This is a genomic window from Streptomyces sp. NP160, assembly GCF_006335115.1.
Lineage (GTDB): Bacteria > Actinomycetota > Actinomycetes > Actinomycetales > Quadrisphaeraceae > Quadrisphaera.
The window spans coordinates 1-12167 of sequence record NZ_VDMJ01000050.1 but is presented as its reverse complement, the minus strand read 5'-3'; the positions used below and the strand labels follow the sequence as shown (position 1 = coordinate 12167).

Below are 12167 nucleotides of genomic sequence, written 5' to 3'. Positions count from 1 at the left end.
CCTCGCCATCGATCCGTATCGACGACGATGGCGGACGCGAGCAGCGAAGGAGGTGCTCTGGTGCCCACCAGCCGTGACGTGGCGAAGCTCGCCGGCGTCTCCCAGAGCACCGTCTCCTACGTCCTGTCCGGCAAGCGCCCGATCTCCCCGGAGACGCGCAAGCGCGTCGAGGGCGCAATCGCCGAGCTGACCTTCCAGCCGAACGCCGGCGCGCGCGCCCTGGCCAGCCAGCGCACCCAGGTGATCGGCCTGGTGGCGCCGTTCGGCGTCACCTCCGACCACTCGGGCCTGCTGCCCTTCATCGAGACCATCGCCCGCAGCGTGCGCGAGCACGACCACGACCTGCTGCTCGTCACCAACGACGAGGGCGCGCAGGGCCTGGTGCGGGTGGCCGGGCGCCGCATCGTCGACGCCCTCGTGGTCATGGAGGTCGAGGCGCGCGACGAGCGCATCCCCGTGGCCGCCTCCCTCGACGTGCCCGTGATCCTCATCGGCGTGCCGGACGACCCGGCCGGCCTGCCCTGCGTGGACCTCGACTTCGACGCCGCGGGAGCCATGGCGGTCGCCGAGCTGGCCGAGTCCGGCTGCCGGACCGTGGCGGTGCTCGGGTACTCCGCGGCCGAGATCGACCGCGGCATCAACTACGTCATCCGCTTCCACGAGGGCGTCGAGCGCGAGGCGGCGCGTCGCGGTCTGCCGCTGACGACGATCTCGCCGGTGGAGCTGGACCGGGCTTCCATCGACGCCGCGCTCGACGAGGTCCTCTCGGTGGAGGAGGAGGACGGCGAGCTGCCGGGCCTGGTGCTGCCGCACACCGAGGGCGTCGCCGCCGTGCTGCGCGCCCTGGCCGACCGCGGCCTGGTGCCGGGGGAGCACATCGCCGTGGTGGCGATGAGCACCGACGCCGGCGCGGAGGAGTTCACCACCCCCCTGACCAACGTCTCCCTGGAGCCCCGCGACGTGTCGCGGCGCGCGGTGGAGACGCTCTTCCGCCTGCTCGACCCGGACTCGCTCGCCGCCGACGGCGCAGCGCCGGGCGTCGAGCTGGTCCAGCCCCGGCTCACGCGCCGGGCGAGCACCCCGGCCCGCGCCGCACTGCAGCAGACGGCCTGAACCCCGCGGGGAGGAGGCCCCGCTCGAGCACATGCTTCGTCGATACGTATCGATGACCTTGAGCACACCAGGGTCTACGCACTGTCAGCAACGGCTGGACACCAGCCACTGGAGAACCCCGCGACGATGCGGGGAGGAACGGATGACCACCATGGCTCGACGTCGTGTTCTCACCACCGCGCTGGCGGCAGGCGCAGCGGTGCTCCTGCCCTTCACCCTGGCCGCCTGCGGCGGCGGCTCCGGCGGCGGCAGCCAGGGGAGCAGCGGCGGCGACGCCGGCACCCTGACCATCCAGGACTACTACAACGACGACCCGGGCAAGACCGTCTGGGAGGGCGTCTACAAGGCGTGCGCGCAGACCGCGGGCGTCGAGCTCAACATCGTCCACATCCCGGGCGCCGACCTCATCGCCAAGGTGCTCCAGCAGGCGCAGTCGAAGACCATGCCCGACGTCCTCATGCTGGACAACCCCGACCTGCAGCAGATCGCCTCCTCCGGCGCGCTGGCCGACCTGTCCCAGTGGGACGTCTCCACCGACGGCTACGCCGAGGGGATCGTCCAGGCGAGCACCTACGACGGCACGCTCTACGGCCTGCAGCCGGTCACCAACTCCATCGCACTCTTCTACAACAAGCAGATGCTCGCCGACGCGGGCGTCCAGCCCCCCACCACCTGGGACGAGCTCAAGACGGCGTCCGCCGCGCTCACCAAGGACGGCAAGTACGGCCTGGCGCTGTCGGCCATCAACACCTACGAGGGGACCTGGCAGTTCCTGCCCTTCTTCTGGTCGGCCGGTGGTGACGAGAAGGACATCAACACCCCCGAGGCCGCCCAGGCCCTGCAGCTGTGGGTCGACATGTTCAAGGCCGGCTCCATCTCGCAGTCCGCCGTGAACTGGACCCAGGCCGACGTCAACGACCAGTTCAAGGCGGGCAACGCCGCGATGATGGTCAACGGCCCCTGGCAGTTCCCCAGCCTCGCCGAGTCGGGCGTCGACTACGGCGTGGTGCCGATCCCCGCCCCTCAGGCCGGCGAGCCCACCGTCTCCCCGCTGGGCGGCGAGACCTGGACCGTCCCCGAGACCGGCAACCCCGACAAGCAGGCCAAGGCCGCCGAGATCGTCAAGTGCATCAACTCCGACGACAACCAGAAGCTGCTGGCGGAGAAGAACAACACGGTGCCGACCAAGACGGCGATCGCCGAGGAGTACGGGGCCACCAACCCGGCCGTCAAGGGCTTCGCGGACCTGGTGCCGGACCTGCGCGCCCGCACCGGCGAGCTGGGTGACCAGTGGCCCGACGCCGCCACCAAGATCTACACCGCCATGCAGGAGGCCATCGTGGGCGGCAAGACGCCCGAGCAGGCCCTGGCCGACGCGCAGAACGGCTGACGGGGCGGTCCATGAGCAGTCCGAGCTCGCTCGCCCCCGCGAGCGGCGCTGACGGCCGGCTCTCCCGGGACGGCGGCGCGCAGCCGCCGTCCCGGGGAGGCGGGCAGACGTCACGCCGCCGCTCCCCGGGGTCGAGCTCCGCACGCACCCGGGCGAGGCTCGCCGAGCTGGCCTTCCTCGCCCCGGCCCTGGTCTACCTCGTCCTGTTCTTCGGGTACCCCGTCGTCAAGAACGTGATGATGGGCTTCCAGGAGTACACGACCAAGACCTTCTTCACCGGGGAGGCGCCCTGGGTCGGCCTGGACAACTACACCGAGGTCATCAGCTCCGCGCTGTTCTCCAAGGCGCTGCTCAACACGGTCCTGTTCACGGGCGGGTCGATCCTCGGCCAGTTCGTCCTCGGCCTGGCCATCGCGGTGTTCTTCCGGCGCTCGTTCCCCCTCAACAACGTGCTGCGCGCCCTGCTGCTGCTGCCGTGGCTGGTGCCGCTCATCGCCTCCGCGGCGGTGTGGCGGTGGATCCTCGACACCGACTACGGGGCGCTCAACAGGTTCCTCGGCGCGCTGCCCTTCGTGGACGGCAACCCGGCCTGGCTGACCAGCACGTCCCTGGCGCTCATCGCCGTCATCGGCGTGAACATCTGGCTGGGCATCCCCTTCAACGCGACCATCCTGTACGGCGGCCTGCAGGAGATCCCCGAGGAGCTCTACGAGGCCGGCGCGCTCGACGGGGCCACCGGCTGGCGCGCGTTCCGCCACATCACCTGGCCGCTGCTGCGTCCCGTGGTGACGGTGGTCCTCGTGCTCGGCGTGGTCTACACGCTGAAGGTGCTCGACATCATCCTCGGGCTGACCAGCGGCGGCCCTGCCAACAGCACCCAGACCCTGGCCACCTACAGCTACTTCACGTCGTTCAAGGAGTTCGACTTCGGCCAGGGCGCCGCGCTCGGCAACGTGCTCGTGCTGCTGTCGCTGCTGTTCGCCGTCGTCTACCTGCGGCTCAACCGGAAGGCGGTCGACGAGTGAGCGCCGTGCCCGTGCCCACCACCGCCGCTGCGGACCAGGCGCCGCAGAACGCCAGGCCCGCGGCGCACCGCTGGCTCGCCACCGCGGCCGGCGTGCTCATCCTCGCGGTGATGCTGTTCCCGCTGTACTGGATGGTCAACGTCTCGCTGCAGTCCGGCGGCGGCGCGGTCGCCACCCCGTGGTTCCCCGAGGCGCCCAGCCTCGACGGGTACGTGCAGGCCTTCGACGACCAGGGCCGCAACCTCGTGACCTCGCTGGTGGTGAGCCTGGGTGCCGTGGTGGTCAGCCTCGTCATCGCGGCGCCGGCCGCCTACGCGCTGGCGCAGTTCCGCTGGCGCTGGGTGAACTGGGTGCTCTTCGCCGTCCTCATCACCCAGATGATCCCCGGCATCGTGGTGGCCAACGCCCTGTACAGCGCGTTCAGCGACCTGGGTCTGCTCAACTCGGTCCCGGGCCTCATCCTCGCCGACTCCACCGCGGGCGTGCCGTTCGCGATCATCGTCATGAAGGCGTTCATGGACTCGATCCCGAGCTCGGTCATCGAGGCCGCGCGGGTGGACGGCGCCGGCCAGCTGCGCGCCTTCGTCTCGATCGTGCTGCCCATGAGCCGCAACGCCCTCATCACCGCCGGGCTGTTCACGTTCCTCTTCGCCTGGGGCGACTTCCTGTTCGCCCTGACCCTGACGACCACGGAGGACGTGCGCCCGGTCACCCTGGGCCTCTACCAGTACATCGGCACGTACGTCAGCGACTGGTCGCCGATCATGGCCACCGCCGTGCTGTCGTCGCTGCCCGCCATCGTCCTGCTCCTCGTGGCCCAGCGGTACGTCGCCGCTGGCGTCACCGGGGGAGCCGTCAAGTGACCACCACAGGGAGCACCACCCCCATGACAGACATGACCACCGGTGACCACGGCGAGGAGGGCGGCCGCCGCTTCGCGGTGACCGGCCCCGACCGCGGCACCGACACCAGCGTGGCCGCCACCGGCCGCCCCATCCGCGTCACCGTGTGGGGCGAGAACGTCCACGAGCGCAACGAGCCGGAGGTGGCCGAGCGCTACCCCACCGGCATGCACGGCGCCGTGGCCGAGGGGATCGAGGCGCACCTGGGGGAGCGGGCCGTGGTCCGCACCGCCACCCTCGACGCCGACGCCGAGCACGGCCTCTCCGAGGAGGTGCTGCGCGAGACCGACGTCCTCACCTGGTGGGGCCACGCCGCCCACGACCAGGTCGCCGACGAGGTGGTCGAGCGCGTGCACCGCCACGTGCTCGAGGGCATGGGCCTGATCGTGCTGCACTCCGGCCACTGGTCGAAGATCTTCACCAAGCTCATGGGCACCACGTGCACGCTGCGGTGGCGCTCCGAGCACGACCGCGAGCTCGTGTGGACCGTCGACCCCACGCACCCGATCGCGCAGGGGATCCCGCACCCGATGGTCATCGACGAGGACGAGATGTACGGCGAGTTCTTCGACGTGCCCGCCCCCGACGAGCTGGTGTTCCTGTCCACCTTCTCCGGCGGGGAGGTGTTCCGCTCGGGCATCACCTACCGGCGCGGCCACGGGAAGATCTTCTACTTCCGCCCCGGGGACCAGGACTACCCGACGTACTTCCACCCGGGCGTGCGCAAGGTCATCGCGAACGCGGTGGAGTGGGCCGTCACGCTGCGCGCCCGCCGCGAGCACCCGGTCCTCCTGCGCCACGACACCGAGGACTTCTACCGCGGCTTCGACTACACCGGCGCGCTCGACCCGTCTGCGAGGGTGGGCTCGTGATCGGCGAGGGGTCCACCGGGCGCGTCGACGCCCTGAAGGTCGTCCAGGTCGGGGCGGGCGCCATGGGCGGCGCGTGGCTGTCGGTGGTCGCGGAGTCGCCCGACGTCGAGCTGGTCGGCCTGGTCGACCTCGACCTCGACGCTGCGCGGCGCCAGCTCGCCGAGCGCGGGCACCCCGACGTGGCGGTGGGCACCGACGCGGTGGCCCTCGCCTCGCAGACCGGTGCCACCGCCGTCCTCGACATCACCGTGCCCGGCGCGCACCACCCGGTGACCACCGCGGCGCTGTTCGCGGGGCTCCCGGTGCTCGGTGAGAAGCCGTGCGCGGCCACACTCGCGCAGTCGCTGTCGCTGGTGGCGGCCGCCGAGGTGACCGACCAGCTGTTCATGGTCAGCCAGTCGCGCCGGTGGAACCCGCAGCTGTGGGCCTACCGCGACCTGCTGCGCGGCCTCGGCGCCGTCGGCCTGCTGCAGACCGACTTCTTCAAGGCCCCGCACTTCGGCGGGTTCCGCGACGAGATGGCGCACCCGCTGCTGGTCGACATGGCCATCCACCAGTTCGACATGGCCCGCTTCCTGCTCGGCGCCGAGCCCGTCTCGGTGACCTGCGAGGAGTGGAACCCCTCCTGGAGCTGGTACGCCGGAGACGCCTCCGCCACCGCGGTGTTCGAGTTCGCCGGCGGCGCCCGCTACGTCTTCAACGGCTCCTGGTGCGCACCGGGCGCCGAGACGTCGTGGAACGGCGCCTGGCGCGCGGGCGGAGAGAAGGGCAGCGCCCTGTGGGACGGCGACCACGAGCCGACGGTCGACATCGCCGACGCCGGCGGCGCCGTGCCTGAGCCGGGCGCACGGCTCCCGCACGACGGCATCGCGGGCGCGTTGGCGGTGTTCGTCGACGCGCTGCGCGCGGACACCACGCCGCAGGGCGAGGTGCACGAGAACGTGCTCAGCCTGGCGATGGTCGAGGCCGCAGTGGAGTCAGCGGCGTCCGGGGCCCGCGTGGCCCTGGACGACGTGCTCACCCGCGCCCACGAGCAGGCCGTGGCCGAGGAGCGCCGCGACGACGTGCGCGAGCAGCTGCGCTCGTGGACGTCGGTCCGGACCGCCCTGGGCGGCTGACCCGCTCCACCCGGCCTCGCCGTCCACCCGCGACGGTCGAGGGAGCTGTGCACGGTCCGCGCCCGCAGCTCCCTTGATCGTCCCAGGTCAGGGCGCACTCCTCGTAGTGTTGTCCTCCTTGTGGGGGCCACGGGGAGGTGCGCCGATGAGTTCCGCGTCGAGGACGCCCGTGGTCGGCCTGGTGGTGCCGTTCGACCCCGCGTCGGACAACGCGGGCATGCTCCCGTTCATCGACGCCGTCGCCCGCGGCGTCCGCGAGCACGACCACGACCTGCTGCTCGTCACCTCCGCCGACGGACCGGAGGACCTGCGCCGCATCTGCGACCGCGGTCTCGTCCACGCGGTGGTCCTCATGGAGGTCGAGGAGGACGACGCGCGGCTGCCGGTCGCGCGCTCCCTCGACGTGCCCGTCGTGCTCATCGGCCTGCCGGGTGACCCCCGCGGCGTGAGCTGCGTGGACGTCGACTTCACCGCCGGCGGGGCGCTGGCGGTGGCGGAGCTCGCGGGCTGCGGCTGCAGGTCGGTGGCCCTGTTCGGACACCCGCAGGCCCTGGTCGACCGAGGCATCGGCTACATCGAGCGCTTCGAGCGGGGCGCGGTCGCCGAGGCGGCCCGGCGCGGGCTGCCGCTGCAGGTGCTGCCGCCGGTGGAGCTGGACCGCGGCTCCGTGGACGCCGCCCTCGACGTCGTCCTGTCGCAGGAGGACGACGACGGCGTCCTGCCCGGGCTCGTCCTGCCCCACCCCGAGGCCCTCACCGGCGTGCTGGCGGCGCTGCGCGACCGCGGGCTCGTGCCTGGAGTGCACCTCGACGTGGTGGCGCAGTGCCCCGACGCGGTGGCCGCGCGGCTGTCGCCACCGCTGACCAACACCTCGCAGGAGCCGGAGGACGTGTCGCGCCGCGCCGTCGAGGCGGTCTTCCGCCGGCTGGCCCACCCGGAGGAGCCGCCGGCGATCGAGCTGGTGGGGCCGCGGCTCACACGGCGGTCGAGCACCTCGAGCCGCGACCGCCTCTGAGCGTCAGCGCGCGCGGCGCCGGCGGCGCTCCTGCGCCGACAGGCCGAGCACCCCGGCCAGCAGGGCTCCACCCACGAGCAGCGGCGCGAGGATCCCCGCCACGTCCTGCACGGTCGTCCGGGCGGACTGCGCGTCGACCGGGCCCAGCGCCGTCGGGCCCGCGGCCACGTCGGCGACCTCCGGCAGCACCGGGGCCGCCTGCACCAGCTGGCCGCTGGCGCCGAGCTGGTCGACCGTCACGGTGTCGGCCAGCGGCACCACGGTCAGCGTGGACGGGTCGGCCGACGGCAGCAGCGAGGCCAGCGACGGCGACGTCTCCGCGCGCGGAGCGGTGCTCGGCGCCCGGGTGGCCCGCGGAGCGGTGGGCGGGGTGGTCGTCGCCGGCAGCGGAGCAGCGCTGCTTGGCGGAGCCGTGGTGACGGGTGGAGCGGTGGTGACGGGCGGAGCCGTGGTCGGCGGGGCCGTGGGGGTGGTCGGGTCCGGCGTGGGCGTGGTCACCGGGGGCGTGGTGCTCGGGTCCGGCGTCGGCGTGGTGACCGGAGGGGGCGTCACAGGAGGGGTCGTCACCGGGGGGGCGGGCGTGGGAGTCGTGGCGGGCGGGGTGGTGACGGGCGCGGGCATCGTGGTGCCCGCGCCGGAGCCGCCACCGCTGCCGGCGCTCGAGCCACTGTCGGAGCCGCTGTCGGAGCCGCTGTCATCGACGGCGCCGGAGCCCGCTGCGGCGGTGGTCGAGGAGGAGCCGGACCCGGTGCCCTCGGCGGAGGTCGCCGCGGAGGCGGTGGCCGGCGCGAGGAGCACGGCGGCCGTCACGAGGACCCCCACCCCTACGGACCGCGCGCGGGTCGCCGACGGGCGGACGGTCTGTCCGGACTGCTGCTGGGCCTCCACGGCCGCTCCCCTCTCCTGGCGCCGCGGCCCGAGGGGGACGCGCGACGGCTCCATCGTGCGCTGGGCAGAGCCACCGGGAGAAGCCCTGGCGGCGCGCCGTGACGCTGCCGTGACCCTCCTCGCACCACCTTGCAGACTGCTTGTGACCAGCCGTCGACGCAGCGTGGCGGCCTGTGGCGGCACCGTCAGCGCAGCGCGCGCCGGCCGTGCCCGCGCGCCACGGCGGCGCGCACCCGCTGGCGCCGCGCCGTCTCCAACGCCGTGCCCGCGAGGGCGATCGCGGCGCCCGCTGTGGTGAGCAGCAGCAGGGTGTCCGGAGACCCGGGGGTCGTCCGCTGGGACGCCGCGGCGGTGGTGAGCAGCGACGATCCGGCGCCACCCGCCGGGGCGATCGCGCCGAGGGAGGTGCCGGCGAGCAGCTGGCGCTGCTGGTCGCCCACGGGCGCCGACCCGCCGCCGTCGACCGAGCTCGAGAGCAGCTGCACCAGGTCGACGGGACCGGTGGCGCGGTGGCGGGCGCTGCCCTGCTGCAGCTCGGCGCCGGAGCGGAGGGCGTCGACGTGGGTCGTGCTGTCGACGTGGCGCCCCGAAGCCGTGCCGATCACCCCCGGGGTGGACGACGGCGACGACGACGGCGGCGACGACGCCGCACCGAGCCCGCCCGTGGCCGACGGCGTGCCCGACGGTGTTCCTGCCGGCGAGGTGGTGGAGAGCGTGTCGAAGATGCTCGACGATTCGTCCCCACGGGACGTCCACCGCGGCTGGGACGCCGATGACGACGACGACAGCGGCGGCGGAGTGGTCGACGGGGGCCCGTAGACGGCTCCCTGCCCGGGCGTGGAGCTGGGGGCGCTGGGCGCCGGTGAGGTGCTGGGTGCCAGTGAGGGGTCCCCGGAGCTCGGCGAGGGCGCGCTGTTCGTGCCGCCGCTCGGCGAGGAAGGTGCGGTGCTCGTGCCGCCGCTCGGCGAGGAGGGCGAGCCGCTGCCGGGGGCGACTGCCCCCTGGATGCCCCCGCTGGACGGGACGGGCTCGGGGGAGGTCGGCGCGGGCGAGGTCGGCGCAGGGGAGGACGGCTCGACGGTGGGGGTGCTCGCCGCGGGGGACGGCGACTGCGCCGCAGGCGTCGTGGGCGCTCCCGCGGAGGGCGTCAGCTCCGGGCCCGTGGTCGCGTCGGCGCTCGGGCTCGACGTCCCGGTGCCGGTGGGCGCCCTCATCGTGGCCGCGGCGCCCGACGACGCACCGCTGCTCGGAGCGTCAGCACTGCTCGACGTGGCCGCCGTCGTCGTCGTGCTCTCCGACGCCGGCTCCTGGGTGGTGACGCTGTCGAGGGTGCTGGGGGTGCCGGGGGTCTGGGACGCGACAGCTGCCGGCACCTCGTCCGCCTGGGCCATGGCGGGGAGTGCGATGACCCCGAGACCGGTGAGGCCGAGGACGCCGAGCGCGCGGGCTCCCCGCGTCGCCGCGCTCACCGGCGGTCTCCAGGGCAGCAGCGCACAGCGGGCTCCAAGCGGGGTCCGTCGACGCAGACCCGCGTCGGAGGGGCGCCACAGGGGGGTGGTGCGGGCACAGGATGCCCGAGATCTCCCGGTTCGTGAAGCCGGGTCCCATGGTCAGGACCCTCAGGTGCGCGCGCGGCGCTTGCGCAGCAGGCCCTCCGCGCCGCCCACGGCCGCGACGAGTCCGAGCCCGATGCTCATGGGGAGCAGCCACGACTCGGAGCCGCCGCCCGGCTCCTCGTCGCTGGCGGGCGCGGTGCCGAGGACCGTGGTGCCGCCGGCGACGACCACGGCGCCCAGGCGCGTGCCGATGCCCCCGTCGGGGGCGGGAGCGGCGTCCGCCACGGGAGCGCCCTGCACGTACGAGCCGCTGCCGCTGGCGATGGCGCCGGTCTCCGCCGGGCTTGCCGGCAGCAGGTCCGCCACCGGCGCCACCGGCCCCTGGGCGCGGTGCTTGGCGGGGGTGGTCCGCTCGGAGGTCCCGGCGCGGTCGGGCTCAGCGGCCGCCGCGCGGCGGCCGCTGGCCTTCGGCTCCGCAGCGGGTGCGGCCGCGGGAGCCTGCTCGACGACGACGGCGGGAGTGGCCAGCGCCACCGGCGCCGACTCCGCCACCGCCACGACGGCGGGTGCGGCGATGACGGCGGGTGCGGCGACAGCAGCGACGGCCGGACCCGCGACGACGGGCTGCGGAGCTGCCAGCTGCTCGGCGGGCTGCTCGGCCGGCTGCTCGGCGGGGCTGTCGCCGTCATCGTCGTGGTGGTCCTCGTCGGGGGACCAGGACTCGACCGGCTCGGTCGTCGGCGCGTCCGGATGCTCGGTCGCCCCGCCGTCGTCGGGCGCCGTCGGTTCCGGCGCGCAGTCGCCGCCGTCGGAAGCGTCGTCGGCTTGGTCGTCGGCTTGGTCGTCGGCTTGGTCGTCGGCTTGGTCGTCGGCTTGGTCGTCGGCTTGGTCGTCGGCTTGGTCGTCGGCTTGGTCGTCGGCGTCCTCGTGATGCTGGTCGTCGGCCTGGGACTCGCCCGACCCGGCCGAGTCCTCCGACTCCTCGGGCTCGGTCTGCTCGACGACCGGCTCGGTCTTCTCGCGCTGGGGCGCCGCGTCGTCCTGAGCGGCGTCGTCGGGGGATCCCTCAGCGCGGTGCGCGCCGCGCGAGCCCGCGGGACCCCTGTCGGTCCCGCTCACCGACTCCTCGGGGGAGGGGGTCCCGACGCTGCTGTCCGCCGCCTCGGTGAGCTCGGTCGGGTCGGCGGAGGCGTGCGCTGCCGGCTCGCCCGTGTCCGTCGAGGCCATCGCCGTGACCGGGGCGGCCACCACGCTCACCCCCACGAGGCCCAGCACTCCCGCGGCGCGCAGCGCTCCCCTGCGGGGGGTGGGGGCGGCGTCGTCCGGAGCGGTGGGGCTCTCGGGGTGGCGCAGCATGAACGGTCCTCTCGACGTCCGGCGCGACCCCGCTGGGCGCACCGGCGCCACTCTGCACGCCCGTGGCGCTGCGTGCGGGCAAAACCACTGACTGTCTCAGGTGTAGCGCGGACGGGCGCACGCGACACGCCGTGGGCCGTGGGACCAGGACGCGTCAGGACGACCGGCGGCGGTCCACCCAGCGCCGCAGAGAGGAGGAGCCGGTGAGCGCCAGCAGCAGCGCGCCTCCCACCAGGAGCGGCATGCCGTAGGTGCCCAGGTCGTCCAGCCAGCTCACGGGCTCGGCGTCGACTTGGGTGACGGGCGCCCCCGCGGCCGTTCCCGTGGAGGCGGGGACGGGGGCCGCCCCCAGTAGAAGGGACTCATCGGGCGCCGGTGCGGTGAGCGCGGGGTCGGTGGCCACGAGCAGCGTGGCCGTCGGCACCGGCAGGGCCACCGCCTCGTCGGCACGTGCGGCGCCGAGGGAAGCGACGACCGTCGCGACCGAGACCCCGCGTGGAGCGCTCGCGGTCCGGGGCTCCGTGCTGTGCCTCTTCACAGCGGGCTGTGCCAGGACGGGTCTCGCTCTGGTCACCGGCGAGGCGGAGACCGTCGGGGTCGGGGTGGGCGGAGCCGGTGTGGCTGGTGCAGGGGGAGCAGCAGTGGGCGGTGCGCTCGGCGCGGTGGTCGCCGTGCACGTCGTCGTCGACGGCATGGCGGGGGTGGTCGACGGCGTCGCGTCCGAGGACGGCAGCGGTGAGCCCGCGCTCGTCGCGAGGGGCGTGCTGGATGGCGGTGCACCGTCCGCCCCGGCGCTGGGCGCCGGTTCCGCCGGAGAAGGTGCCGGTGTGCTGGTGGGCGAGGGGACGCTGGCGCAGTCGGAGGTGCCCGCGGGTGGGGAGGAGGCGCCAGGTGACGCGGTGGCGCCTGCGGCCGGTGGGGCGGTGGTGGGT

At 74.3% G+C, this 12167-nt stretch carries 11 protein-coding genes and 1 pseudogene; 8 read left to right on the top strand and 4 right to left on the bottom strand.

Annotated features, from left to right (window positions below; all coding sequences use genetic code 11):
• The first annotated feature begins 60 nt into the window (after positions 1-60).
• From FHN55_RS20635 to FHN55_RS20605, 7 genes are all read left to right on the top strand, one after another.
• Entirely contained in the window at positions 61-1113 is a 1053-nt protein-coding gene (locus FHN55_RS20635) for a LacI family DNA-binding transcriptional regulator (RefSeq protein ID WP_180357982.1), read from the top strand.
• A gap of 142 nt (positions 1114-1255) precedes the next feature.
• Positions 1256-2503, top strand: a complete 1248-nt coding sequence (locus FHN55_RS20630; protein ID WP_257571173.1) for a sugar ABC transporter substrate-binding protein — start codon at positions 1256-1258, stop codon at positions 2501-2503.
• Between the two features lie 11 nt (positions 2504-2514).
• Entirely contained in the window at positions 2515-3528 is a 1014-nt protein-coding gene (locus tag FHN55_RS20625) for a carbohydrate ABC transporter permease (protein ID WP_139714291.1), read from the top strand.
• A gap of 110 nt (positions 3529-3638) precedes the next feature.
• Positions 3639-4391 (top strand): carbohydrate ABC transporter permease, encoded by a 753-nt coding sequence (locus FHN55_RS20620; protein ID WP_139714354.1) that lies wholly within the window; start codon positions 3639-3641, stop codon positions 4389-4391.
• The gene (locus FHN55_RS20615) at positions 4388-5302 is read left to right on the top strand and encodes a ThuA domain-containing protein (RefSeq protein ID WP_257571172.1); all 915 of its coding nucleotides are present in this window, start codon (positions 4388-4390) and stop codon (positions 5300-5302) included. The genes FHN55_RS20620 and FHN55_RS20615 overlap by 4 nt, the downstream gene beginning before the upstream one ends.
• Positions 5299-6420 (top strand): Gfo/Idh/MocA family protein, encoded by a 1122-nt coding sequence (locus tag FHN55_RS20610; protein ID WP_257571170.1) that lies wholly within the window; start codon positions 5299-5301, stop codon positions 6418-6420. Before FHN55_RS20615 ends, FHN55_RS20610 begins: the two co-directional genes overlap by 4 nt.
• Positions 6421-6565: 145 nt before the next feature.
• Positions 6566-7435: a substrate-binding domain-containing protein gene (locus tag FHN55_RS20605; RefSeq protein ID WP_139714290.1), complete on the top strand. Its 870-nt coding sequence runs from the start codon at positions 6566-6568 to the stop codon at positions 7433-7435.
• 3 nt (positions 7436-7438) lie between these two features.
• Here FHN55_RS20605 and FHN55_RS22945 read toward each other — a convergent pair whose 3' ends face one another.
• From FHN55_RS22945 to FHN55_RS20590, 4 genes are all read right to left on the bottom strand, one after another.
• The gene (locus tag FHN55_RS22945; RefSeq protein WP_180357981.1) at positions 7439-8323 is read right to left on the bottom strand and encodes a hypothetical protein; all 885 of its coding nucleotides are present in this window, start codon (positions 8321-8323) and stop codon (positions 7439-7441) included.
• Between the two features lie 185 nt (positions 8324-8508).
• Positions 8509-9792 (bottom strand): hypothetical protein, encoded by a 1284-nt coding sequence (locus FHN55_RS20600; RefSeq protein ID WP_139714289.1) that lies wholly within the window; start codon positions 9790-9792, stop codon positions 8509-8511.
• Positions 9793-9942: 150 nt separating this feature from the next.
• The gene (locus FHN55_RS20595; RefSeq protein WP_139714288.1) at positions 9943-11235 is read right to left on the bottom strand and encodes a hypothetical protein; all 1293 of its coding nucleotides are present in this window, start codon (positions 11233-11235) and stop codon (positions 9943-9945) included.
• A gap of 154 nt (positions 11236-11389) precedes the next feature.
• Complete coding sequence (locus FHN55_RS20590) at positions 11390-11671, bottom strand: hypothetical protein (RefSeq protein WP_139714287.1); 282 nt, start codon at positions 11669-11671, stop codon at positions 11390-11392.
• Between the two features lie 205 nt (positions 11672-11876).
• On the opposite strand from FHN55_RS20590, the pseudogene FHN55_RS20585 reads away from it, so the two are divergent.
• A pseudogene (locus FHN55_RS20585) lies at positions 11877-12167 on the top strand (hypothetical protein); the annotation flags it as partial.